Origin of the sequence: Williamsia sp. CHRR-6, from assembly GCF_018474015.1 — a bacterium.
Lineage (GTDB): Bacteria > Actinomycetota > Actinomycetes > Mycobacteriales > Mycobacteriaceae > Williamsia_A.
This window is the reverse complement of the sequence record NZ_JAHCSG010000001.1, coordinates 1,046,416-1,069,830: the sequence shown is the minus strand read 5'-3', so window position 1 is coordinate 1,069,830 and position 23,415 is coordinate 1,046,416. Positions and strand designations below refer to the sequence as shown.

General features: G+C 63.4%; 23 protein-coding genes and 2 pseudogenes. 11 read left to right on the top strand and 14 right to left on the bottom strand.

Translation table 11 applies throughout. The features are described from left to right. Window positions 1-37 precede the first annotated feature (37 nt). The 3 genes from KIK15_RS18270 to KIK15_RS04765 all read right to left on the bottom strand — a co-directional run bounded on the left by KIK15_RS18270 (window position 38) and on the right by KIK15_RS04765 (window position 6,460). Window positions 38-1,717 (bottom strand): hypothetical protein, encoded by a 1,680-nt coding sequence (locus tag KIK15_RS18270; protein WP_250323926.1) that lies wholly within the window; start codon window positions 1,715-1,717, stop codon window positions 38-40. Then, the gene (locus tag KIK15_RS04770; protein ID WP_307851731.1) at window positions 1,714-4,563 is read right to left on the bottom strand and encodes a DEAD/DEAH box helicase; all 2,850 of its coding nucleotides are present in this window, start codon (window positions 4,561-4,563) and stop codon (window positions 1,714-1,716) included. Before KIK15_RS04770 ends, KIK15_RS18270 begins: the two co-directional genes overlap by 4 nt. Before the next feature lie 1,237 nt (window positions 4,564-5,800). Beyond that, window positions 5,801-6,460: a DUF6308 family protein gene (locus tag KIK15_RS04765; protein WP_214242944.1), complete on the bottom strand. Its 660-nt coding sequence runs from the start codon at window positions 6,458-6,460 to the stop codon at window positions 5,801-5,803. Window positions 6,461-6,671: 211 nt separating this feature from the next. On the opposite strand from KIK15_RS04765, the gene KIK15_RS18720 reads away from it, so the two are divergent. After that, a complete protein-coding gene (locus KIK15_RS18720; RefSeq protein ID WP_214242943.1) occupies window positions 6,672-10,499 on the top strand; it encodes a 3'-5' exonuclease in 3,828 nt (1,275 codons plus the stop codon). 42 nt (window positions 10,500-10,541) lie between these two features. On the opposite strand, the gene KIK15_RS04755 is transcribed toward KIK15_RS18720, so the two are convergent. Next, entirely contained in the window at window positions 10,542-11,657 is a 1,116-nt protein-coding gene (locus KIK15_RS04755) for a hypothetical protein (protein ID WP_214242942.1), read from the bottom strand. Between KIK15_RS04755 and KIK15_RS04750 the strand changes: the two genes are divergently transcribed. Beyond that, the gene (locus KIK15_RS04750) at window positions 11,656-11,814 is read left to right on the top strand and encodes a hypothetical protein (RefSeq protein WP_214242941.1); all 159 of its coding nucleotides are present in this window, start codon (window positions 11,656-11,658) and stop codon (window positions 11,812-11,814) included. The two genes, KIK15_RS04755 and KIK15_RS04750, sit on opposite strands and share 2 nt — an antisense overlap. A gap of 80 nt (window positions 11,815-11,894) precedes the next feature. Here KIK15_RS04750 and KIK15_RS04745 read toward each other — a convergent pair whose 3' ends face one another. Continuing rightward, window positions 11,895-13,154: a hypothetical protein gene (locus tag KIK15_RS04745; RefSeq protein WP_214242940.1), complete on the bottom strand. Its 1,260-nt coding sequence runs from the start codon at window positions 13,152-13,154 to the stop codon at window positions 11,895-11,897. A gap of 317 nt (window positions 13,155-13,471) precedes the next feature. Here KIK15_RS04745 and KIK15_RS04740 point away from each other — a divergent pair. Continuing rightward, window positions 13,472-13,956, top strand: a pseudogene (locus KIK15_RS04740) (transposase); the annotation flags it as partial. A gap of 42 nt (window positions 13,957-13,998) precedes the next feature. Here KIK15_RS04740 and KIK15_RS04735 read toward each other — a convergent pair. Both KIK15_RS04735 and KIK15_RS04730 read right to left on the bottom strand, forming a co-directional pair. After that, window positions 13,999-15,180, bottom strand: coding sequence for a hypothetical protein (locus KIK15_RS04735; RefSeq protein WP_214242939.1), 1,182 nt, complete (start codon window positions 15,178-15,180; stop codon window positions 13,999-14,001). Window positions 15,181-15,229: 49 nt separating this feature from the next. After that, window positions 15,230-16,015 (bottom strand): annotated as a pseudogene (locus tag KIK15_RS04730) (transposase); the annotation flags it as partial. Window positions 16,016-16,091: 76 nt separating this feature from the next. On the opposite strand from KIK15_RS04730, the gene KIK15_RS04725 reads away from it, so the two are divergent. The 7 genes from KIK15_RS04725 to KIK15_RS04695 all read left to right on the top strand — a co-directional run bounded on the left by KIK15_RS04725 (window position 16,092) and on the right by KIK15_RS04695 (window position 19,674). Next, the gene (locus tag KIK15_RS04725) at window positions 16,092-16,388 is read left to right on the top strand and encodes a hypothetical protein (protein WP_214242938.1); all 297 of its coding nucleotides are present in this window, start codon (window positions 16,092-16,094) and stop codon (window positions 16,386-16,388) included. Further along, window positions 16,385-16,708 (top strand): hypothetical protein, encoded by a 324-nt coding sequence (locus tag KIK15_RS04720; RefSeq protein WP_214242937.1) that lies wholly within the window; start codon window positions 16,385-16,387, stop codon window positions 16,706-16,708. The genes KIK15_RS04725 and KIK15_RS04720 overlap by 4 nt, the downstream gene beginning before the upstream one ends. 209 nt (window positions 16,709-16,917) lie before the next feature. After that, window positions 16,918-17,424 (top strand): hypothetical protein, encoded by a 507-nt coding sequence (locus KIK15_RS04715; protein WP_214242936.1) that lies wholly within the window; start codon window positions 16,918-16,920, stop codon window positions 17,422-17,424. Further along, window positions 17,421-17,966 carry a hypothetical protein gene (locus KIK15_RS04710; RefSeq protein WP_214242935.1) on the top strand — a complete coding sequence of 182 codons (546 nt, stop codon included), beginning with the start codon at window positions 17,421-17,423 and terminating at the stop codon, window positions 17,964-17,966. The genes KIK15_RS04715 and KIK15_RS04710 overlap by 4 nt, the downstream gene beginning before the upstream one ends. Window positions 17,967-18,114: 148 nt before the next feature. Further along, window positions 18,115-18,642 (top strand): hypothetical protein, encoded by a 528-nt coding sequence (locus tag KIK15_RS04705; protein ID WP_214242934.1) that lies wholly within the window; start codon window positions 18,115-18,117, stop codon window positions 18,640-18,642. Between the two features lie 12 nt (window positions 18,643-18,654). Next, the gene (locus tag KIK15_RS04700; protein WP_214242933.1) at window positions 18,655-18,945 is read left to right on the top strand and encodes a hypothetical protein; all 291 of its coding nucleotides are present in this window, start codon (window positions 18,655-18,657) and stop codon (window positions 18,943-18,945) included. 306 nt (window positions 18,946-19,251) lie between these two features. Then, window positions 19,252-19,674: a type II toxin-antitoxin system VapC family toxin gene (locus KIK15_RS04695; RefSeq protein WP_214243261.1), complete on the top strand. Its 423-nt coding sequence runs from the start codon at window positions 19,252-19,254 to the stop codon at window positions 19,672-19,674. Between the two features lie 114 nt (window positions 19,675-19,788). Here KIK15_RS04695 and KIK15_RS04690 read toward each other — a convergent pair whose 3' ends face one another. From KIK15_RS04690 to KIK15_RS04670, 5 genes are all read right to left on the bottom strand, one after another. After that, a complete protein-coding gene (locus KIK15_RS04690) occupies window positions 19,789-20,067 on the bottom strand; it encodes a hypothetical protein (protein WP_214242932.1) in 279 nt (92 codons plus the stop codon). Beyond that, window positions 20,064-20,360, bottom strand: coding sequence for a hypothetical protein (locus tag KIK15_RS04685; protein WP_214242931.1), 297 nt, complete (start codon window positions 20,358-20,360; stop codon window positions 20,064-20,066). The genes KIK15_RS04690 and KIK15_RS04685 overlap by 4 nt, the downstream gene beginning before the upstream one ends. Next, the gene (locus KIK15_RS04680) at window positions 20,357-20,635 is read right to left on the bottom strand and encodes a hypothetical protein (protein WP_214242930.1); all 279 of its coding nucleotides are present in this window, start codon (window positions 20,633-20,635) and stop codon (window positions 20,357-20,359) included. Before KIK15_RS04680 ends, KIK15_RS04685 begins: the two co-directional genes overlap by 4 nt. A gap of 72 nt (window positions 20,636-20,707) precedes the next feature. Then, window positions 20,708-21,145, bottom strand: a complete 438-nt coding sequence (locus KIK15_RS04675; protein WP_214242929.1) for a hypothetical protein — start codon at window positions 21,143-21,145, stop codon at window positions 20,708-20,710. Next, complete coding sequence (locus KIK15_RS04670; protein WP_214242928.1) at window positions 21,142-21,537, bottom strand: hypothetical protein; 396 nt, start codon at window positions 21,535-21,537, stop codon at window positions 21,142-21,144. Before KIK15_RS04670 ends, KIK15_RS04675 begins: the two co-directional genes overlap by 4 nt. A 301-nt stretch (window positions 21,538-21,838) precedes the next feature. On the opposite strand from KIK15_RS04670, the gene KIK15_RS04665 reads away from it, so the two are divergent. Beyond that, a complete protein-coding gene (locus KIK15_RS04665) occupies window positions 21,839-22,147 on the top strand; it encodes a hypothetical protein (protein WP_214242927.1) in 309 nt (102 codons plus the stop codon). A gap of 166 nt (window positions 22,148-22,313) precedes the next feature. On the opposite strand, the gene KIK15_RS04660 is transcribed toward KIK15_RS04665, so the two are convergent. After that, on the bottom strand, window positions 22,314-23,021 hold the full coding sequence (locus KIK15_RS04660) for an enhanced serine sensitivity protein SseB C-terminal domain-containing protein (protein WP_214242926.1): 708 nt from the start codon (window positions 23,019-23,021) through the stop codon (window positions 22,314-22,316). After that, the gene (locus tag KIK15_RS04655; RefSeq protein ID WP_214242925.1) at window positions 23,018-23,347 is read right to left on the bottom strand and encodes a hypothetical protein; all 330 of its coding nucleotides are present in this window, start codon (window positions 23,345-23,347) and stop codon (window positions 23,018-23,020) included. The genes KIK15_RS04660 and KIK15_RS04655 overlap by 4 nt, the downstream gene beginning before the upstream one ends. Window positions 23,348-23,415 lie beyond the last annotated feature (68 nt).

The window sequence follows — 23,415 nt, the reverse complement described above, 5'->3', positions numbered from 1 at the left end:
GCGTGGGGCCGCAGGTCCCACTTCCCGGCGTCGTCCTTCAGCCCCGGTTCAACGCCCGAACCGTCATGTTCAGGATTTCTCCGGCCGATGTGATCGCGCCGTCCTGGTCCAACAGCTCTTCGAGGGCCTGGCCCACCGTGAACTTGGTCAGCACCTCCGGCGTGTAGTACGACGCAGACTGTTGGCGCTCACGCCCGGCCAAGCGGAACACGAACGAGCCGCGCGTATGCAACACCGGCTTGCGCTCGCTGGTGATGGGGTCCTCGTGGCGGACGAAGTCCTTGTCGTCTATCCCGGCTGCACGGTCGATGGGGACCAGCCAGGAGCCCTTCGACCCGTCACCGCCTTTCGCCACCTCGTAGAGATCGGTGTCGGCGAAACGTCCTGTGTAGGACATCAGCCCCTCGTAGACAGCGCCGAGCTGGTTGATTCCGAGCTCGGCGTACGAGATGAACCCGCGATCGCTGCCCCGCTTCTCCTTGCTCAGCAGCAGGTGCTGGAGCACCCGCTGAAGTTCAGCGTTACCCAGCTTGACCTCGTCGATGAGGGCTGTGGTGGCCGGGCGGAACAGGTCGGCCCGCAGCGGCCGGAACGTGAGCGCCTCGAGCAATCCCTCGTCCTCTTCGGACTCGGTGGGCGCATATCCCCGGTCGACCAGCCTGAACAGCACGGCCAGGGAGTCGTATAGGTGCGAGCCGGTTTCTGCCTGCGGGGAGGTGAGCGGGATCTGAATGAGGTCGCGCAGCCGATCCAGGCTGTAGCCCTGCTCGTACTCGGATGCGCCCGTGGGCAGCACGCCCAGCTCGGGCGACGACTCGGCGTAGAGCAGGAACAGGATTCGGTAGAGAAAGCGCAGAGACTGGATGGCCAGTGGCTGTGCCTGCTCACTCGGCAGCGGGGCCAGACCGCGGGCGGCTCGGCGGGTCACCACATCGTTGGCGATGATCTCGATGGACAGGCGCACACCCTCGCGCAGGTCCTGGGATACACCGACGGTGTGGTTGATGGACTCCTCGAGCACCGAGTGCCACCAGATGTTGCCCTCGGCGTCCGGTGCAAGCGACTCGGCCGACAGACATGCCAGGGCCGTGTCGATCTCGCCGCCCTTCTTGTCGTCGTTGCGTTCGCCGACGAGTTGGAGGTCGATGGCCAGGTACCGGCCCTCGGGCCAGCGTTCACGCTCGGCAACCAGCGCGACCCGACCCGCCAGCACCAGCGCGAAGTCCGGTGCGTCGTCAGTGACGAACAGGGCAGAGAGCAGCCGCGAGACCGCCGTGATCTGCGTCGACTCGTCCACGTCGTAAGGCTCGACGAGGGTGGCGACATCCTTGTCCAATAGGTCGTCGGCCGTCCCCACCGGGACCGCCGCGACCACCGCCACGGCGGGTCCGCCGGCGAGGCTCACCTGCCGGACGGTGGTCACCGGCCCCGCGACCACGGTGCTCAGACCGAGTGCGGTGTAGCCGAGAACATCCACCAGGTCTTTGCGGACCTCCGTGGCGAGGTCGGGGTTGTCGTCCAGCGACGCAAGCCGGGACAGTAGCGATCCGCGCACAGCGGTGAAGCGCGAGCGGACCGATCCGGTGTCCTTCTGTTCCTCCCAGATCTTGCGCCGCGCGAGCACCCGGGCCTTGAACGACTGGCGGGTGGCGTCGGTGGTGAAGTAGTGCTCGCTGATCCAGCCCTCGCCGATCAGAATTGCATCGCTCGCGCTCACTGAGCGTCTCCCTTCGGAACCACTACAAGAAGCGGGCGAACCAGTCGCTGATCAGGCAGCAGCGACTCGGCGATCTCTTTCTCCCCGACCACCAGCGAGCGTCGCTCCCGGATCTCGGTTCGCTGCACCAGCGCATCGGCCTCGTCGTCCCACCTCGTCACCCGATCCGCCCACGCCTGCACGCGGGCACGGGTGTCCTTCTCTGCGGCATCGACCACCGCGGTGAGTGTCTCGCGCGCCGCGCGAACCGCTGGCCCGACATAGGCCGTCAGGTCCTCGAGGTCGGCGGGAGCACCGGAATTGACGTGGTTGCTCGCAATGCCGAGGGCCTCGAGCGCCCTGCGCAGAGTCGGATGCGGCTCGCTGATCGCCAGCCGGTCCGGCGCGCCCCCGACGAACCTCGTCAGCAGAAACGAGGACGCCACAACCTGGCCGCGTCGGTTGCTCAGCGTGCCGTGCAGGAGCACCGCCACCTCGTCGACCGGACCGTGCACCGCAAACACCTGATTGCGTCCAAGCTTCGCGAGGGCACGGTCCGCAGCCCACTCGACAACCGGATGCAGGGGTGAGAGGTAGTGGGCCTCCGGCCACAGGGTGTGCTCCCCGGCGCCCCGTGCAGCATCGAGTGACGCCTGCCCCCGGCTCAGCGTGGTTGCGAGCCGCAGCCGCTCCGTAACGCCCCGGTCGCTGATGTACGACTGCGGGAGAACCTCGAGGCGCTTGCGCAGATCCGGTGATGGCGTGAGATCGGCGATCTGGTGCGTGGGCTCGTCCTTCCACGACACACCGTCCGGCCACGGAAGCCCGGGCGTCTCCAACACCTCGTTGAGGGTGTCGGCGAGAAAATCGAGCTCGCTCGCGTACACCGTGGACGGGCCATCGTTCACCACCCCGGGGGCGCCCTCGTCCGCACCACCCAACAACCGCGCGAACAGATCGTCGAAGCTGTCCCCCGCGCCTACCTGACGGACCTCCTTGACTGTCTCGTCAAAGCTCTGCTGTCCGGCGAGGACCTTGCGGATCTCGTCCTCCTCGGTCTTGACGTCGTGCTTACCCATCAACGACGCGGAATCACCGAGGGCCTTGTGTGCCTCGTGCTCGCGCTCCATCAAGCGCGTCAGAACTCTCAGATCACCGAGCGAGTTCTCCACATCGGGGTCGAGGAGCAGGGTGGTGATGCGCGGCGGGTGCTTCTGCCCGTACCGATCCACACGGCCGTTGCGCTGCTGAATCCTGATAAGGGACCAGGGTATGTCGTAGTGAATCAGGTTGTGGCACTGCAGATGTAGGTTGACTCCCTCGGAGGCCACATCGCCCGTCACGAGCACCCGGATCGGTGAGGACTGCATCTTGAAGGACTCCACCACCTCCTGCTGATCGGTATCGGTCAGCCCGCCATGCAGCACCGCCACCTCGTTGGCGGCGAACCGGAAGTCCTTGCGCAACTTCTCTCGCAGAAAGTGGAGTGTGGGGACACGCTCGGCGAACACCACAGCGCGCATCGGTGAGCCCTTCCCGACCCCGATATCGGTGAGGTGTGCGCGCAGGGCGTCGTATTTCGCGTTCGGCTCCACCAGGCCTCGCCGAGCCAACTCCTCCAGCCGAACCAGCGCCGCCTTCTCAGGCTCCTGCGCGGCGGTGAGATTGGTCCCCAGGCGCTTACGCCGCTCGGACGCCGATGCCTCCAGCGCGGCGGGAGAGGACAGGAAGGCCTTGACGAGCGTCCATGGGAACAGCGACGAACTCGGGCCCGAATAGGGACTTTTCCCGGTGGACGGGTGCAGCCACACCTCGTCGAGTTCCCGGGCGATCTCGTTCTCGATGGCAGATGCCGCGATCACCTGGTTGTCCGGAGGGAGCCGCTCGGCCCAATCGCCTCCCACGTAGCCGGCCACCTCCGGGCTGTGCCGGTGGCGGCGGATGACCAGGCGCCGCACCTCCTCCTCGACCAGGTCACCGCTGGGCGTGACGGCGCTGGGCTCGAGCATGCGGATCAACTCGGCGAAGGACTCCTTGCGGCCGTTGTGCGGAGTTGCCGAGGCCAGGATCAATGCGTCGGTGCGAGTGGACAACAGGCGGGCGAGGCGATTGTTCAGAGAGGCGCCCGTGACGTTGTGGCTTTCGTCGATGACCACGGCGTCCCAGTGCTGTTTGCGCAGATGGCTGACATAGCGGTCGTTCTTGAGCGTGTGGATCGAAATGATGACGCGGGTGAAGTGGGCGAACGGGTTTCGATTTCCAGGGAGCTTCTGGCGAATCCGCTGAATCCCCAGCGAGTCGAGCCGGACGAAGGGCAACGCGAACCGCGTCCACATCTCGAACTGCATCTGCTCGAGGACGTGAGGCGGGGTGACTATCAGAATGCGCTCGCCGCGGCCGCGACGAACCAACTCGGCCAGGATCATCCCGATCTCGAGAGTCTTGCCCAGCCCGACGGCGTCGGCGAGCAGGATGCGAGGGCGCAGGTTGTCGGGCGCCAGCGCCTTGCGCACGGCGGCAAGCTGATACGGCAGGCTGTCCGCCAGACCGCGGGTGGCCACGGTCAGGGTCGGATCCGTGATGGGCACCGCCGTCTTGCGGGCCATCGCCTCGAGCCAGAGCCGTGATCGCCGGTGCCCGGGCGAATCATCGCCCACCACCTGCGCCTCGGCGGGATCGAGTAGTTGAATCTCATCCAACGCCGTCGAGAACGTCGCGGACGTGTCGCGGACGAGTTCGGACACGCCCTGAGCGGTGACGAACCACTCGCCGTCACTCGCCCGTTCGGCGCGGGTGACCAGCCATTCCTCATCGCGAATGAGCAACACTGAGCCTGAGGCGGGGGCTGAGTCGTCTATCGAAGTCACGTTCCACTTTCTGGTGTGCGTCGGTGCCGGGGCTGAACCAGACTGTATCCCGATCACATGCAAGCATGGCCAAGTTCGCCGCAGGTTGTTCCTCTCGCATCAACGTTCGATATCTAAGGCGTAGTGAACCGTAGGTGGGGCGAAATACGAGAGTGAGTCTCAGCTACATGAATCGGTCAAGCTGAATAGAGCTCAGGGAATCTTCCACTTCCTGGTCAATCCACCTGACAAGTTCAAGCACCGCAGCGGCCTCCGACGGATCATTGAACATCTCAAAGGCATTGGGCACTCGTCGGCGTGCTGGGAGTTGGGCGACCGAATCTATGATCCGGTCCACAGTGGCGTAGCGCGCAGACTGGATGCGGTCTTGAAGGTAGTACCTGTGGCGCCAACCCTCTGATCCCGTTGACACCGGGACGGGTACGTAGACTCTTATGCCTCCGCCCCAAATTGCAAGATCGCCGAGCGTTCCCTTGAAAGCAGTTACCGCGGCCTCATCGAGCGTTACAACTACCGCAATCCCCTCTACACGGGCGGCGATCTGCGACGCTAGCCAGCTGTTGTCGTGTGCGCCTCCTGGTTCCGAGCATGCAATAACGGGGACAGTGCGGCTTGGGTTAGCCAGAATGGAAGTAAGGATCTCGACGCCGCTGGTGGGTATCGGTTGCGGTTCAGTCAAGAGTAAGCTGGCTCCGAGAGAGGGTTTCGCCGCCACGTTAAGCATTGGTGGACGATCCTTGGGCGCTCGACCGAAACGCGCTGCGTGAGGTCCGCGGATTCCATTCGCGTCTCGATCAGGCAGTGAATCGCATCGTTCTTCGTCACGACCGTGATCACCGTCGTCCAGTCGGTCGCTTCTCCTGACTTCCGGTCCTGAACGACAACTTCGAACCCAGTGTCACCAAAGCGGCGTGACTGGATTGTTCGCGTCCTACCCTGAGATACCGCTAGTTCTGTAGCTCCGTCGACCAGCGGTGGTGAGTCGGGCCACTCAAGGACCCATGATGCAGCGAGGCCCGCGAACCGAACAGCGGTCGACACTGGATCTGTAGTTGCCGAATCCGACCGTACCGCGCGATAAAGGACGGTCATGAGCGCTCCTTTTGAGCTTGCCGCGAATCACTTTTGCGAAGTGAGCTAGCATTGTGGGAGGCTACCCGGCGGCTACGACATGGCACGACTTTCCATGCCATCCGTGGCAGTACAGAGCAAGTTCCCTGGGGGAGCCCGCAATCCGTCATTCGCGGCGGTGCCGTGTCCCGTCCATCCAGACGACCACGTCGAAGATCCTGATGTCACTGATGTCGGGGCCGACACCTGATTCGGTCCGCAACCTATGTAGGCGTTTCAGCAGTACAGAATCGTCGGCTTTCAGGCTGTCACGGAGGCTGCGGTAGAAGTTGGTCTTCGTGCTCCGTCGATGTCCCACGGCGTTGAGCACGACACTGTCCATGACTGGTAGAAGTTGCGGACGCTTACGCGCGAGTAGCTTGCTGGTGGTTGTGGGTCCCAATTTTCCCTGTCGCCGGAGAACGGTCCACAGTTCGTCGGCTGGAGCCAGCTGGTCGTCGGATGCGTCGGCGAGCTCGAGATCAGTGGGCAACAGAGCAAGCAGCCGCGAAATGTCCTCCGATACTGCCTTTTCGACGTCTCCGAGCAATCGAAGAGCAGAACCGCCCGGAACGTGAACACTCAACATCGATACGGCGATGACGTCGTCGGCAGTGACGACATTCGCCACCTGCTCGCGGTCGCCTCCACCAGCGAATCGCTCGAACCGTGAGCCCGAGAAGGCTGGTTGTCCCGCGGGTGCGGCGAAGTACTGACGAAGCAACTGCGCGGCCTCGGCTTCTCGCGGCTGCGACAGGATGGTCGGCAGCACCCAAGGTTGATTCATCCGTAGTCCTTCCGTGCTGCTTACGAGGCCGGCCCCGTTCAAAGGTTCTGCTGGCAGCTTAGATTCTGTCGGTGTCCTCCGATACCAATGAGCGATGCAGACGTCGCCATCTCTTGCCGCAGTGCTCTGCGACGTGCTCGATCTTGGTGGACGCACCGTCCTTGTTCCGAATACGGCGAGCCGGAGTGACGCTGTCCGTGCGCTCGCCGCGGTGGGTACAGCCAACGTGGCGGTTGCCGGACCGTCGGCATTGCGTCGGCGCGCTGGGGGCAGACGGCTGGCGCCTAGGTTGGAGTTGACGGCGCAGATCCATGCGGCAGCCATCGATGCAGTTCTGGCGACGTCGCCGTTCCGATTGAATGAGACTGCCGAGGAGCCGATCACCGCAGATGCTCTGGCTGCGGCGTCGTGGGAGATTGCGCATCTAGAGCGATCCACAGTGTCGGCGTCGACGTCACTGTTCGCTGAGCTCCTCCGAATCCATGACGCAGCAATTGCGTCTCTCGGCAACACCTACTACCTGCCGTTCGAAGCGCATAGCGCCGCGATGGACAATCTCGACGCGCTCGGCGATGTGATCGTCTGTTGCCCGACGCCGCGGACCCGGCAGGACAAGGAACTGGTTGGCGCGCTCGCAGCCCGTGGGACGGTGATCGAAGCGCCGAAGCCGGAGTTCGGGACGCAGGTCATCCACGCGTCGGACGCCGACGACGAGGTGCGAGCGGTGGCGCGACTGGTGCGGGGGCATCTCACTGACGGGACTCCGGCCCATCGCATCGGACTCCACTACGGATCCCGTGAGCCGTATCTACGTCTGTTGCACGAGCATCTCGCGGCTGCTGGCGTTGTGGTCAACGGGCCGGCTGCGGAAGGCCTGGCAGACCGCCCCGTCGCGCGCGCCCTCCGGACGTTGCTGAGCTTCGATCCCGACGACATCCCGCGACGCGAACTGCTCGACGTGATGTCAGAACGCGCGCTGACCTCGCCGCCGCTGGCCGACGGCGTGATGGGTCAGCCGCTTATCGAAAGGCTCACTCGCAACAGGGTTCCGATTGTCCGCGGTGACGATTGGGAACGCCTCGCGCCCGGACGGGTGGAGGGCAGCCACGCAACCGCAGCTGAGGCCCTCCACGCATGGGTCACCAAACTTCGACGTCACCTTCGAGACATTCACGAGGCCGCGAACTGGACCGAGGTGTCGAACGCGCTGGCCGGGCTGATCGACGCGATGTTCCGACCACCCGCAGACGAGCTCGCAGCGAGAGACCTCGAGGCCATCCGCTCCGTCATCGCCGACCTCACGCAGATCGAGGGCATCGCGCCGGCCCCGACCGCGGACCGCATCGCGGACGCGGTGAACCGCCGGATTCGGTCGCACGTCGGACGCGTCGGCACAAGGGGCGTCGGCGTCAGCATCGGACCGCTCAGCGACGGCGTCGGGCGCGACCTCGACGTCAGCATCATCGTCGGCGCCGCCGAGGGGATCATGCCGGCACGCCGCGCCCCGAACCCGCTGCTCCCGCCCGAGGTCACCGGCATCACGCCCGCCGACGACATCGCCTACCAGCGAATGGTTTTCGAGCGCACTCTCGCCGCGGGCGCTCACCATCGCGTCATCACGTTCCCCCGCGACAGCCTCGGGGGCGGAGCGGAGAGAGTCCCGTCACGCTGGCTGCTTCGTACGCTGGAACACCTCGCCGGTAGCCCGGTCGGCATCGTCAGCTGGGGCGAGGACACCCGCGGTGCCGATTCCATCATCGGGGTCGAATCCTTCTACGCACCAGTTCAACTCGTTGATCCGTGGCCTGGGGCTGGTGCCGCGTCGGCCACCGAATGGCGACAACGCGCCCTTGCTGTAGTGCCGGCTCGCGAGCGCCGTGGCGTCCTCGATGACCCGGTGATCACCGTGGGCATGGCCATGCGCAGCGTCCTCGACGACCCCGACGCCGATCCGCAGATCGATCCGCTTCCTGGCGACCTCGAACAGTCCATCTATCGCTTCCGCCGAGCCGACTACGTGACTGCGCGGGAGACGACACCGCCCACCGACATCGTCAGCCTCACGACGAACGTCCGGTCGACGGTGCCCGTCATCTCCTGGGTGAACCAGGTGTTCGGTGCGCTGATCGCCGACGAGCCGCGGATCCAACCGGAGTACCAGCCCTTCGATGCTGCGCCGGGGCGTCCGCACTGGGATCCCGCCGACGGCCCAGGAGCGTTCGTCTTCGTGGACACGGCCGCCGTCACCGAGGACGAGGCCAACCTCAGCAGCAGCGAGCTCGCGAGGACGCGGGAGGCCCGCGACGTAGCGCAGATCATCTACACCGCAGTGAATCGCGGGTGGCGCAAGGAGGTGCGTGCCGACGACGGGTACGCCCACGACCCCATCGCGCTGCGGGACATCTGCATCCTCATCCCGTCGCGCACGGTGCTGCCCTACCTCGAACGGTCGCTCGCCGACGCAGGTATTGAGTTCCGCTGCGAAGCATCGTCTCTCGTGTACTCGACGCAGGAGGCCCACGACCTGTTGCTGACCGCGCGGGCGCTGGCGAACACGGCCGACGAAGCGGCCCTCGTCGGAGCATTGCGGACGCCGTTGTTCGGATGCGGTGACGACGACCTGTTGCGCTGGAAGGCCGCCGGTGGGCGGTGGCACTGGTATGGCGATCCGCCCGCTGGACAGGAGGACTCGCCTGTAGCCGCCGGGCTGTTCTACCTGCGTGAGGTGTGGTCCAAGCTGGGGCAACTGACGCCGGGTCGGTTGCTGAGCAGGCTCGCCGTCGACCGGCGGGTGTTCGAGGTGTCGATGGATTCGCCGCGACACCGCGACGTGTGGCGGCGGTTGCGGTTTGTCGTCGACCAGGCGCACGCCTGGTACGAGGAGGACCGCGGATCGTTGCGCGAGTACCTCGACTGGGCGGCGGCGCGGCAGGAGGAGACTGCGCGCGTCGCCGAGGCGGTGTTGCCGGAGATCGGCGTTAATGCGGTTCGCATCATGACGATTCACGCCGCGAAGGGCCTGCAGTTCCCGATGGTGGTGCTGGCCGGGATGAGTGGGGGCGTGCGGCGCGCGGCCGAGGCGCTGATCGTCGACGACGACGGCGTCGTGCATTCCCATAAATCGAAGGGCGCGAAGAGCGTCGACTACGAGACCGCAAGCGCGTGGCAGAAGCAGCATGCGACGGCCGTGCGGATCAGGCTGCTGTACGTCGCCTGCACGCGAGCCGAATCGCAGCTCGCCGTGTCCGGGTATGGCGCCACTCGGGATTCGTGGGGCGCGGTGCTGCAGCCGGGGCTCGACGCGGTCGTCGATCCGGTGACGCCGGAGCTCGGTGACGTTGTGCGGCTGGAGGAGCCTGTCGTCGAGCGGTCGACGGTGGGCGAGACGTGGGACGAGTGGCTCGCGAAAACCGCTCTGGTGGAGGAGAACTCGTCGAAGGTATCGCTGATGTCGGTGCCATCGATCGTGCACGGGGCCGCGGCGGCGCACACTGCGGTGAAAGGTGGTTACGCGGTGCCGGCCCGTCCGGGCGACGAGGTGTTGCCTTCGGCTACGGCGGCTGTCGACCACGGCGAGGAGGTCGGGACCGCTCTGCACGCTGTCCTCGACACGATCGGGCTGGTGGAGCCAGATGATCCGTCGGTGGCGGAGTTCGCCGAGGCCATCGGCCGAAGAGCGGGCGTCACCGACATTGAGTCGTTTACAGCGATGGTGCGATCGACGCTGGCGTGCGAGGTCGTGCGTCGAGCGGCGGCCACTGAGCACTGGACTGAGATGCCGCTGTACGGGATGGCGCCCGACGGTGAGACCGCCATCGAGGGCATCGCCGATCTCGTCTACCGTGACGGCGACGACCTCGTCATCGCCGACTACAAGACCGACCTCGGTGTCACCGCGGCAACCGTTGATGCCTACTTCACCCAGCTGGGGATCTACGCCTCGTTGCTCTCGAAGGCGACGGGGGAGCGGGTGTCGCGGGTGGAGTCGATCTTCTGTCGATCATTTTCCGCATACGTCATTGCCCGTGCGATCTTGTGACCAAGAGTTCGGAACTGCAAGTAGGGCGGGTGCGCGAACACTCTAGTTGTACTGGATGTCCGTCCAGATACCCACGAGTGCGTCTACGACTTTTGATCTCATGTAGCCAGTCTCAAAATTAATCTTCTCGCCAACATTGTTCATTGCTTCGTGAAGATCCGCAACGGTCCGTCGCTCATTAGAAATTTTGGTGAGAAGATAGTAGTAATTCCGCGACGGAGAAGAAAACTTGTCCGTGTATCTGTGGATTATTCTACCCGGTTCATCGAGCTCTAGTGTTCTGATGATCCTCATCGATTTAGTGGTTCTGATGGCAATTACGTGAGCATTTTCTGGGTAAGTCCAGTTTTCGTTGTCCTCGAAATCGTCGACCCAAAACATTGTTAGTGCTAGCTCGCCTGCTTGCGCATCTTCGCCGTCCTCGACCCCGTGCTGTTCCGCTAGGTCGTCTGCGATGTAAAGTGCCTCCTCGGACGCATCGTCAGTTGGACTGACTGGAACAACATAGATCCGTGTCGGACGCGGCCACGACTCTTCGTCCACGTCTTTGGTGGCAGCTTCTTCGTCGTCCTCGTCGCCGTCGGCGCCGCCGCTATCCGGTCCGGTCCCGTCCCCGCTGGGCGGATCGTCGGCATCCGCTCTGAAGATGCTCTGCAAGTACGCTATTTTGGTAGCGCTGAGCGGCTGCCCCGATTGCGCCTTCCACGAGACTAACGCTTGGCGCGCGTCTTGAAGTGTTTCTTCCGGGTCCGTCAGAAGGATGGCCTCCTTCAATTTGCTGGACGACGATCGTGAAACATTCGCCGATCCGATTGCTAGAAATGCTGGATTGATTGCGTTCGGCGACTCCGCCAGGATGAGTTTGGCGTGTAGATTTGGAAGTGAGTAGACCATGACGCCGATCTTGTGCCAGGAGTACAGCGCGTTCGGGTCGGTTAGCCCTCGGCGCACCGCGATTTCGCTGGCGTCAACAATAATCGATGAACCTTGCTCGAGTGGTAGGTATCTCTCGGCGTCCTTTCCCACGTAAGCAATCGCGGCAGAGATGGTTTTTGAATACGGATGAAGCAGTGGAGTGACTTCTTTCCATCCGGATCCAAAGATCAGCCGGGAAGAGCGGCTCTCTAGCCCCAGACCGGCCCTCTCCTCCTTTTTCATGGGAGATCCCTTCGTAGGAGTGATTGACGTGCTCGAGTTGGAGTGCCCCGAGCGCAACATTGTCGACCACGCCGCTCGAACCGAACAGTTGCCCGCGACCGCCCGAGAAAGTGGCCGAAAGTCGGGTTTCCCGGTGCGCGAGCATCTCACCGTCTGATAGCGATCGACGGTTCAGTACCGAGGTGGCCGTGCGGGAGCTCCTCCGACGCATCGGCACCGAGTGGCGGCCCGCGAACTTCAAGCGGCGACGGCGGGGAGCACTGTGACGGAGCCGTCCTGATTCTGAATCATGTCGATCACCACATCAGCCTTGCTCAGCGACGTTTGGCTGGAGGTACCCAGCTGACGCATCCGCTCCGACGCCCGCAATAGCTTGTCCACGTCACCCGACGTGAACATGAAGTCTCGAACCCCGTGGCTGCGGTCGAGTTGCAGCGTGGACAGTCGGTTCAGCACGCGGTCGAGACCCTGCTGCAGTTCGTCGAGGTCGTGCTGCTCCGAGCGAAGCGTCTCGACGAATCTCTCGAAGTGATTCTCGCCATCCCTCTGCGCGTGATCGACGGCCTGGAGGACGAGTACCCGTCGCTTCATAGCCAGCGCGGCGGTGGCGAGCTCACGATGCACGCTGAACTCGCCGTCCTCCTGATCGACGGTCGGGATCGCGGCGGTCAATTTTTGCAGCTCCACACGCCCTTCGCCGAGTCCGTCGAGGGCCTTCTCCCACTTCGCGATGCGAGACCGTGCGCGCTCCAACGCAGTGTCGATGCTGTGAACCGCTGAATCCAGGCCCAGCGACGCACCGAGTTGACCTTTGTCGAGGAGGATGGCCGCGGCCTTCGTGATGGAGCTCCTGCAGCCGTTCAAGGTGTGTTGCTCGTCGGCGAGCTTGTCGGCATGCAGCTTTTCGAGCAGCTCGGTGATCCGTTCGATCGCCTTCTGCCGTTGCTGGTCGGCATGGGCGGTCAGGCCGACAGCGACGGCCATCAAAATGAGCGGCGCCGCAACTGTCAGTGCCCCTGCGCCGGCCACAGCCGCACCACCGGCCGCCCCCGCTGACACGGGAACCATCGTTGTCTGCCCGACGATCTTGTTGCCGCTCATGAGGGCCGAATGCAGCCCGCCGGAGACTGCACTGGACTTCATCGGGGCGACGATGCCGCTTCCCATCTGCGCTGCGAATTTGGCTGGAACGACCATGCGATAGAGGGTCTCTCCGCCGTCGGTGGCAACCTTCGGCGTCTGTTTGACGAGCTGGGTCAGGTGCTGGGCAAGGGGGCTCGCGCTAGCCAAGTTCACCGCCCGGCTGCGGTCGACCGAGGATGGAACGGAGTGGGCTTCGAGTGTGGCGATGGGCGTGTCGCTGAGAACAGCGAGTGCGTCGCGGAGATCGTTGAGCCGGGCAGGCAACAGGCCTTTTTCGCCGATCACTGCCGGGAGGTCGGCCTTCTCGGTCGCGAGGGTCCACATGGGTATGGCTTTGATTCCATGGTCTGTCATCGGTCTCCTGTGCGCGTGAACGAGGTGCAAGCGCAATCTATCCGAGCGCACGGACATACGCCTCGCTGAACCTGTGAAGTTCGCGATTTGGGCGTCGTGTCGGTGAGGGGGTCGGTATTGCGCACGTGATCATTCGGAACAGACGCGCTTTCGACTGCGGAGAACTGCTCGCATCGTGCACGCCACGTAACGTCGAGGAGCGCCGCGAGCGGAGGTAACGTGGGGACGTGGGCGAGCTCAACCGGCAGGTCCATCGAGTCAGCGCCTCGACCGGGGAGGTGATCGGTGCTGGTGTAGGAACTTTCATCCTCACACCACAGGACACGTGTGGGCACCGTGGTCGGGCCGGTGATCCGTTGTATCGGATCCGCCGCACCCTGCTCACCCGCACCGGACGCTCACCGAGAAACAGGCCGCACGGCTGCGTGCGGGACTCGACGCCCACGACGAGCACCTCGCCGTCGAAGTCACCCACGCGGTCTACCAGCAGCTGATCGCCGCCTACGACCACCCGAACAAACGACGCGGCGAAATCGCAATGTACAAGGCACTCAAACGAATACACACCGGACTACCCGCCGGACTACCCGAACTAGCCCAACTGGGCCGATCCCTGTGGGACCGCCGCGCGCAGATCCTGGCCTACTTCGACACCGCCGCCTCCAACGGGCCCGTCGAAGCGATCAACGGGCGTCTGGAATATCTCCGCAGCATCGCCCTCGGATTCCGCAATCTCAACCACTACATCTTGCGGTCACTCATCCACTCCGGCCAACTCGCCACACACCTCCACGCACTCTGAATCAGGAAGAGCCCTTAAACGGCGCGAGCGCACCGCCAACCGTCAGACGCGAGATGACCCCTTGGGCGAGAATGGGAGGAGAGCGCGGCTGCTGTCGTATGAAAAGCGCCTGTCGCGCTGTCTGACTGGAAGATTCACCGTCTTTGCTGGTGAGTTGCTGACATCTCGAGTCGACCATGATTCTGGAATCTGCGGACCCCTAAATTCGATTCCGATGCTAGTCAGCGACCCGTCTGGCTTCTTCTTCTGAAGCTCCATCACTGCCGTCCGAACGACATTCATTGAGCTCGCGATCGGGCCGTAGATACAAGTCTCAACGTCCTGATGTGTGAACAGAATGAGTTCTCCACTTTCAGCAGTGTACCTCCGCTTGGCTACGGACCATAGACTACGAAGTGCGCGATACACGAGTGTAGAGACGGCGAGGTCTTGGTCTGGCAATGGACCCGTCGTGGAGATGTGCCACTTCGGTCCTTCCTTGGGTGCGTTGGGAGCAGCCGGTTTGTGCAGGTAGGCAAGCATAGGGCCCGTGTGGATCGTGATACGGTCCTTATCTTTGGCCCCCCAGCTCAATTTCGTACTCTCATCGAGCTGAACGGTAGTCAGTCCGTGCTTCGCCGCGTTGTACAGGAACGATTCGGTTAGCAGTCGGTCAGCACAGAAGCCGAGCAGCAGCCGCACAGCCTTCACTGAATCGGCGAATTCTCCGTCGGTAACACGTATCGCAGCGTCAATCGGGTCACTGCCACCAAGAAACACATTGGCGATGTCGGCCTCATCGAAGCCGGCCTTGAGCGTGGCCTCCACCTTATGCTTGAACTCCACGAAGCTCGTCGACGATGCCATGCCGAGCCACGGACAGTCGGGCGCTTCGACGTGGGCAAAGAACATGCGCAGGATCATCTCAGCCGCATGGTGAAAGACGATCTGCGCTTCCGCGACAAGATAGCGCTGTCGTTGATCGTCGTCCGGTGGACCAGTCGGGTTGAACTCAACTGCGCCAATGCGGCGATGCTTAGCTAACACGGGTGCTAGGTCAGCCATGCTCAGCGCCATCAACGACAGCATCTCGATTCTGAGGTGAAGGAACGCGGCTGGGTCAGCCGTGTAGAAGGTGGCGTTCAGCTCGGGGAACAGTTCCCTCGCCAGCGGCAAAGGTGGTGAACCCTGCTTCTTCTGGTTGCCCGACCGACCCTTGCCACGTCTGCTGGTCCCGCTGCTCATGCACTCATTGTCTCGCGCGATACTGACAAGTTTGACGGCTCTTGCTGATTCAGAGTGCGTGGAGGTGTGTGGCGAGTTGGCCGGAGTGGATGAGTGACCGCAAGATGTAGTGGTTGAGATTGCGGAATCCGAGGGCGATGCTGCGGAGGTGTTCCAGACGCCCGTTGATGGCTTCTACGGGCCCGTTGGAGGCGGCGGTGTCGAAGTAGGCCAGGATCTGCGCGCGGCGGTCCCACAGGGATCGGCCCAGTTGGGCTAGTTCGGGTAGTCCGGTGTGTATTCGTTTGAGTGCCTTGTACATTGCGATTTCGCCGTGTCGTTTGTTCGGGTGGTCGTAGGCGGCGATCAGCTGCTGGTAGACCGCGTGGGTGACTTCGACGGCGAGGTGCTCGTCGTGGGCGTCGAGTCCCGCACGCAGCCGTGCGGCCTGTATCTCGATGGGCAGGCCTGTCCTGGTCAGCAGGGTCCGCGGGCTTCGGTACAGCGGGTTACCGGCCCGGCCCTGGTGCCAACAGGTGTCCTGGTGGATGCGTTGGCGACAGGCGGTGAGTTTCTCGGCCGCGAGGTGTACGACATGGAACGGATCCATCACCGCCCTCGCCTGGCCGAGGGATTCTGCGGAGGCGGTGCGGTAGCCCGCGAATCCTAGGTGCACCTCCCGCGTGCGGGACACCATCGTCACCACCCGGATGCGGGCGCGGAACCCTTGATCCCGCGCGGCGAGCCAGTCGGCCAACGCGGCCTTGGAACGCCCCGCCACCATGTCGATCAGCCGGGCCGACCCGATGCCGTCGATGACGGGCGTGAGGTCGACGAGCACCGTCACGAATGCTGAAATCACCATTCGGGCACGCTCCATCAGGAAGACCCCGGTAATCCACTTTCGCGTAAAGTCGGTTACACTTCTCGGTGTGCGGATCACGGTGACATCCAGCGCCCGCGCGCACGGCATCACCGACGACGAGATCCGCGCAGTGGTGTCGTTCTACGTCGTGCGGATCTCGCTGACGCCGCGGGTAGTGGGGGCGCAACCGTTCCTCTACATCGCACCTGCAGCCGAGTCCGAACCGTGGATCGAAGTCATCGCCGACCTTCGAGGCCCCGCGGTCGCGGTCGTATTCCACGCGATGATGCTGCGCCCCGCCCTGGTCGCCAACCTCGGCCTCGATCACCTCATCACCCCGGTCTACAGCAGCCAACGACGATGACCGACACGACCAAGACAAGGAGACAGCTCATGGCACACCCGCTACGCGACGAGGACTACGCGGCGATGGCTGAGGACTACGCCACCGCGCCACCTACAGCCGACGAAGTAAGAGCCGTCGAACTCAACCCCGCAGCGCTGGCCATGGGCCGTCCACCAGCCGGCGCCGGCAAAGGTCGCAACACCCCCGCCATGTCCATCCGCTTCCCCGACACCATGCGCGCCGACATCCACCGCCGCGCACAAGCCGACGACGTCCCCGACGCCGAGATCATCCGACGCGCCGTCAATGAATACCTCCACCGCCACCCCGTCACCTGAGCCTGTTCCCTGAAACGCGGTGCATGAGGCAGGGGCCACGCGACGGGGGTCGCCGACGATGGCAAGAAGCTGGGGCTGCATGCCGGGCGCGGCACGACCGGGCCGTTGCGCGCTGTGCTGGCCAATTCGCGCCGTGGCAGAAGCGGTTTTGCACCTGCTATTTTGATCGCCTAATGAAAACTGCCTGACGACGGAGAGGACCACGTCAGTTGATCGGCGATGCCTTCCTATCGGTCAACGAGCTACAACAGCAGTGGTTCGAGGTGCATGGGTGGGCGACGCAGCAACCGGTGCCGATCGTGCTTGACCCCACCCCGGAAATCGCCGCAACGCCTTGGACTCGATCGCGGCGAATGGTAGTCGATGACCACGAAAAGCACGCGAACGAAACCGTCGCCCGCACCAACGATTCTGGCGCGGCGGCCGCAGGCCCGGCTGCAGGTGCCGCGACACCTGCGGGCATAGCAGCGTTGCCCGTCGAGGTACCCGCCGCTGTGGTAGCTGGTATCGCTGGTTTTGCCGTTGTCGGAGTCGGCGGAGTCGGTTATGAGTCGTTTCACGAGCACTGTTCGGAGGACATTCACGATCACGGGGTGTTCGCCGGGGTCCTGCACGGAACCGGGAACACGTTCGCCAACACGGGCGGCGACCTTGTGGACATGGGAACTACTGTTGGCCACTCGGCGAAGTCGCTGTGGAAATCGGTCTTCGGATGAGTTCCTCGCATGGAACTCAGTCGATCAAATACTTTGGAACGAGTTGGGCGAGCCGCGGGTTCACGTACTGGCGCAAGCGCGTCGTGATGACGACCTTCCTCGCGGCGCTGCTCGCCTTGTCGGTGTGGGGCGCCGCGGTCATCATCCATCTCGTAGCGACACACATGCGCGGAACCGGCCGGATAACGTTGCTCGTGTTCTTGCTGCTCGCATTGGCGTGGAGCCTCGCCTACGGTTTTGCGTTGACGCGTAGAACGGCGGCTGAGAAGGAACTTGGCGTCCCGCCCATCATGCGTGCACGCTCATCGAGCGAGTCTCGAACCAGAGCAGGGTGGTCCGGGGTTGGGGCAGGCATTGTCGCTGGGCCTCTCGTCCTGATCGCACAGATCTTCATCGTCGGAACGTTGGCAGCCGCCGTGTTCTCCTCGCTACAGCAATACGTCTCGATTGAAGAGTTTGAGGCGGCAACGGGAAAACGTGTGCCGCGTCGCGACGACAGCGATTACGCAAGTCTCACGATCATTCCGGTGCACCGTCAGTAGTCTCGAGACGCGAAGGCTGGGCGTGGACGTGCCGTCCCGACTCGGCCGCGGAAGTGACCCAGAAGCTGTTGAGGTTTCCCTGGATAGTGGAGGGCGCGGTGGCTCTCGTGGTCCAAGGTCGCTGACTCAAATAGGGAAGACGGGAGGAGTGAGCGCGGTGCTGACGGTGTACCAGCGCTTGGCCTTGATGTCGGTGCAGTGCAACCGGGTAACTGACGGCCGGAGCCTTCCGGGTGCTATTCATCATGACTTTCCAGCGGATCGCTGGTATGAGGTGGACGGTAGCCCTGACGGACTTTTCCTCCTGCTTGTTGACTCCGCATCCACGGCCGCGTTTCGCAACAGCGTGGCTGTTGTTGTCTGTCGATTCATCTTCGATCACGGTGTTGCTGTATCCGATCTGATCGATCATGCCTTCGTCGAATCGCGCGCCATGCAATCGTGGGTTGAGACGACTGCGCGCCGGTGGCCGCCAGCAGGCCGGCACTCTGGGTGGGCGTTGCAGTGCGGCACATATTCCTTGGGGAACCTGAATCTGCTCGCCGCGTCGACCCTGGCCGTGCATGAGCGTGGCAACGTGGGGTATCTGGTGCACGCCACGGCCACTGTGCTGGATGGGTCGGCCGATCACGCCGATCTGCTGGAAACCGTCCAGACAGTGAACTTCGTCGACTGAAAGGTCCGGGGGATGGTGAGACGGTCGGATGGCGTCGACGATCTGGAATCGGTACTCGGCACGCCGGTTACGTTCGTTGAGGACCCACAGGACTGGGGCTGGCTGGTGGGTTCCGTTGGACGCGAACGCATCTATCTGCGGATGGGCAACTTTCCCGACGAGGAACTGTGGTCGCTGTGGCTTGGGGATGGCCGGTGGATGAACTTCACCGAGCCGCCCGCGAATTGGACCATCGACCGTTCGCCCGGAGGCTGGCCCGACTCGGCGAGGCCGCGGCTACCCAAGGGCGAGTTCTACGAATGATCCTGCTTTGCTGAGCCTTTCGATCGAGCGTTGGGCAACGACACCGTGGGGTCAGCGATGCCGCGTGATCGACGAAAGATGAGACTGCGGGCGCCACGGATCAGAGCGTGCGTTGCTGCAGGCTGGACGATGGCGTCGGGTTCGTTCAGCTGGCGATGGTCCGCGAGAGCTCGATGTTGTCGAGCAGGTGAGCGTTCCGGCGGAGTGCAGTAACGATGAGCCGAGCCAGTGTTGCCAGGTTGCCGGTGCGGTGGATGTCGTGGAATCTGATTTCGACGACGGCCTGCCGGAGTCGGAGCTCCGCGGCTGGAGCAGCGACGACGGGTAACCGCGATACTCCTGGGCACCAATGCGCTGCTGTGGCTGGCGACCAATCCTGATCGGGTGGCGCCTGAGGCGCGTGCGGCCCTCTCCGATCGAAGCAACGACCTTGCGGTCTCTGCGGCACCTGCGTGGGAGATCGCGGTCAAGTCGCGCCTGGGTCGCCTCGACGCCGAGCCGCTCCTCGCTGCGTGGTCGGAGACTTTGGCGGCGATGGGAGTAGATGATCTCGCCATCGACGCCGCTGACAGCGTGACGGCTTGTCGCCTGGCGTGGGAGCACAACGATCCGTTTGACCGCATGGTCGTGGCGCAAGCGCTGAGGCGAGGGCTTGTGATCGCCGCCAGCGACCAGCGGATGATAGCGGGCGCCCTGACACCGACGATCGACACCCGTTCCGCGCGCTGACGGAGCCAGCGGCGAGGCCGCAGCTAGCCAGAGGCGAGTTCTACGAATGATTGTGCTTTGCTTAGACTTTCACTCGAATCGGGCCTCATCACCGTGGGGGACCTGGTCGAAAACCTAGCGCCCCGCGAGGAACTGGACCAGCAAATAGCCGGGTCCCACCGTCGCAAACGCGAGAAGTGGTGCGATCGCCGCGAAACTGTGTCCACGCCAACGGTCACTGGCCAATCCGGCTGCTGGGATGAGGCAGAGCAGCAGCCCCGCCCCGTATGTGATCACCGTGATACCCAGCAACAGCAGGCCGACGGCGAACCCCGCCACTTGCTCCTGCATCCTGAACTTGGCCGACAACCATTTGCGCCGCGGGTAGATAGGGCTATCGTCGGGTGCGGTCACGACGCCCCGCCCGACGTGACCAGGCCGACCACAACAGTTGCCAGCAGGCCGCCTGCACCAACCCCGAGTGCGATGTCAGCAAATAGTCCGCGCGTTCTCCACCCTACGAGCGCGATCGCGCCCGTCAATGCGGTGAGCATCAGAATGACCACGAGTGCCAGAGCGCTGCGTGGGTAGAACTGGTTGATCGCGAACACTGCCCCTGCCTGAAATCCCATCGCCGCCGCGCCGGCAGGAGCGAACAGCCATCCAACGCTGCGGGACCGGCTGCCCGTGCCATCGTCGGCGGTCATGGAATCGGGTTTGCTTTCACTGCGCCCGGGGCAAAGCCGGGGTCGCGTGCCACCGTGTACTCGTCGACAGCAGGGACTCTGACTAGATCGACGATGTCGAGCACGAACCTGGGTTTCTTGCAGAAGGATGTCCATGGAAACTTCATCGCCACTCCGTCCACGTCAGGTGCCGCAGTGTCGTGCACCATGGTTGACTTCGCCTCTTTCGAGGCCAATTTCCGATCGCCCGCCTGCACATCCCAGGCCTCTGTGAGCTCAGGATCACGTGATGTCACGTCAACCAGCCTGGCTGCGCAACCTGGTGTATGTCGATGTCTGTATGTTGTTGTGTCACAGAGCTTTCTCTCTCATAAGTTGCTGCATGGTGGCATGATTGTGTCGTCGGCGACGGACGTGCCGTACCAGCTCAGCAGGAACAGGCAGCTACACACCACGATCACGACGACACCGAGAATGGTCCAAAGGCGACGCCGCGACGTCGAGAGGGCGACACTCGCTGCGATTGCGCCTGTTCCCGCCAAAATCATTGTGAGCCAGAAGAAGTGCGTGATGAGGGGTGGCTCGTGTGAGTCGCAGGTCTTCAGCATTTCTGTGCGCAGCGCGAATGCCGAAACCACCTGGGCTGCGTACAAGGCGGACGCGCTGATCGAAGCTGCCGCGGCCACCGACCATGCCGCCACTGCTCGCCCGCGGTGGTTCACAGCTGAACGCCCCATTGTTGTGACCACTCCTGGGACATCACGCTTGTCGTCGCCTACGGCTTCAAGCTGGTGGTGGTCTGTCATCGGGCTCCTGGGCGAATGAACGGGTATGCGTAATCTAGCGGAGGCCACCGACGTGGGTGTCGCGCAACTCGCAAGGCGCTGTCGCGGACAAGGCTAGGCTCGGCCGAGTGAACGCCGCCGATTGGCCATCGTTGACTGACCAACGAGATGTGGCTATCGAGCTGTTCGGTGCGGGCGGCGACCGTCTGCTGGCGCAGTGGTTGGACGAACAGGCCGCCAAGGTCGACAACACCGGCTTCGCCCGGCTGTTCTCTGATCACATCGACATCCCCGGCGTGAATTCCCTCGATTACGCTCACCGTGTCGTGGAATCCAGTGCCGGAAAACTGTTGGGCGGCATACGTTTCTACTGCCGCGACCTTGCCCGCCCCTTCGTCGAGGTCATCGCCCACAGTTTCGACGACATTGAGGCGCTACGAGACTGCGTTCGTACCGAGTGGAAGATGTTCGCCCCCAACGACCTTCGACTACGAGTGCGCCCTGGCCGACTTCTCGGGCCGCATGCGCGCCTCGACGTCACCATTCACGCCGCCCGGTACTCAGACATGACACCGCCGGACGGCCGTGTGGCGCTGCAGCCGTTCACCGACCCGGCCGATGCGGTCGCCGTGGTGCAGCGGCGGTACGACACCATGCGGGCGAATCGATCCCGCGCTGCACGCCGGTGTCCCCGCCGCCGACCCAGACGACATCATGCAATGGCACGCCGATGGTCAACTCCGCGCCATCATCGCCGACGACGCTCTGGTCGGTCTGCTGGCGACAGTCCCCGATGCCGTCGACTGGATTTCAGGCGATGTGGTGGCTGAGGAAGTGATCGATGACGATTTCAGCGGCCATGGGTATGCGGCCGCGGCGCAGGCGGTGTGGGCGCACAGCCTCGCGACCGACCCGGCAACTTACCTCGTCGGGACCATCGACCATCGCAACATCGCCTCCCGGAAGTCTGCCGAGCGCGCTGGCCGGCCGCGCATTCTCGACGATGTCTTTGTGGCCCTGTAGCGACTGGCGACGGCTATCCCGCTGGCCGATCAGGCGGGTAGGTCAAAAGGCGGGTGCTGCTGTACGAAGATAGGTGACATGGGGGAGAAACTTGAGGGCTCCTCTTCAGCCCCCCAGTCGCTGGTGACATCGAGATGGTGATGGGAGTAGGCGAGCAAGCCGCGTGCTATCTCATTTCCCTTGTTGATACCGGACTGACGTATTGGCTCACCGATGCAAGCAAACTTCCGTTCAGCGCAAGCAATTCGGTCGAATCTGCGCGTGATGCTCGTTCTGACATCCAATTCGCGGCAAACGGTAAGACGGCTTCAGGTGGAGTGCCGGGATGGAGGACCACGCCCAGTACGAGGCTTGACTCCTGGCCGCTCGCCATCTGAAACAGATACGCGCGGTCGATCTGCGGGAAGACCTTCACGAGTTCTGAGGCGGCACGACGGATCGCTTCCGGTGGCTCGTGTGCCGGGGCGCCGACGAACAGCGTTTCACCTGCCGGCACCACGCGGTCAAGGCGGTCACTGGCCATCCGTTGCACCTCGGACGCTGGTATGCGGAGACCTGGTCCAGCATCGTTCATATCAAGGGAAAGAACAAGATCCGATGGCCACCGTTGAGCCAGGGCCGCGCCGTCCATGCGGATACGTTGATGATTGACCAAGCTCGGCGGGACCATGTCATCGCTGGTGAAGACGGCGCCACAGAGCTGCTCTCCGTAGCGAAACACGGCGAATCTCAGAGCCCCGATCGGGCCATCCAAAGGGACAATCAGCTCGCCGGAACGAAGTACGGTCAGAAAACCGTCGCGCGAGAGACGTCCGTCCTCCAATGCTGCCCGCGCGGCTGATACCGAGCTGAACAAGCTGCCCTCCGCCGTCATTCGCTGGCCTTTCGGAGCCCCTCGTAGACCCTTGCGTTCAATTGCTCGAACTGCTGATTCAGACGGGTGCGTTCGTCTACATCACCGGAGTGGACGACAATATCGGTGTAGAGCCTGCTGTTCGAACGCATCCGGCGACGGATTTCACTTGCCGTAGCGGCAATGTGATCGTTCTCGTCTACAGCCGTGCGGCCCAACTCGATGAGGGACCGCAGACCAGGGTTGGCTGTCGATGGCCCGTGCTTCTGCAGTATGTCGACGATCTGCTGAAGCGAATCGACGGCATCGCGAAGTGCTTCTCGCCCATCAGCTATTTCAGCGGCCAACTGTCAACCACCTTTCCACCGGTCCATGGGGCCTCAACATAGACTTGGTCTGCACCGCCGACATACAC

Excerpts from the sequence above, each read along its gene's own strand:
- KIK15_RS04765 (WP_214242944.1), bottom strand. The coding sequence starts at position 6,460 with ATGAATCAACCTTGGGTGCTGCCGACCATCCTGTCGCAGCCGCGAGAA.
- KIK15_RS04750 (WP_214242941.1), top strand. The coding sequence starts at position 11,656 with ATGGGAGATCCCTTCGTAGGAGTGATTGACGTGCTCGAGTTGGAGTGC.
- KIK15_RS04755 (WP_214242942.1), bottom strand. The coding sequence starts at position 11,657 with ATGAAAAAGGAGGAGAGGGCCGGTCTGGGGCTAGAGAGCCGCTCTTCC.
- KIK15_RS04745 (WP_214242940.1), bottom strand. The coding sequence starts at position 13,154 with ATGACAGACCATGGAATCAAAGCCATACCCATGTGGACCCTCGCGACC.
- KIK15_RS04735 (WP_214242939.1), bottom strand. The coding sequence starts at position 15,180 with ATGAGCAGCGGGACCAGCAGACGTGGCAAGGGTCGGTCGGGCAACCAG.
- KIK15_RS04720 (WP_214242937.1), top strand. The coding sequence starts at position 16,385 with ATGACCGACACGACCAAGACAAGGAGACAGCTCATGGCACACCCGCTA.
- KIK15_RS04710 (WP_214242935.1), top strand. The coding sequence starts at position 17,421 with ATGAGTTCCTCGCATGGAACTCAGTCGATCAAATACTTTGGAACGAGT.
- KIK15_RS04700 (WP_214242933.1), top strand. The coding sequence starts at position 18,655 with ATGGTGAGACGGTCGGATGGCGTCGACGATCTGGAATCGGTACTCGGC.
- KIK15_RS04685 (WP_214242931.1), bottom strand. The coding sequence starts at position 20,360 with ATGACCGCCGACGATGGCACGGGCAGCCGGTCCCGCAGCGTTGGATGG.
- KIK15_RS04675 (WP_214242929.1), bottom strand. The coding sequence starts at position 21,145 with ATGACAGACCACCACCAGCTTGAAGCCGTAGGCGACGACAAGCGTGAT.
- KIK15_RS04665 (WP_214242927.1), top strand. The coding sequence starts at position 21,839 with ATGCAATGGCACGCCGATGGTCAACTCCGCGCCATCATCGCCGACGAC.
- KIK15_RS04660 (WP_214242926.1), bottom strand. The coding sequence starts at position 23,021 with ATGACGGCGGAGGGCAGCTTGTTCAGCTCGGTATCAGCCGCGCGGGCA.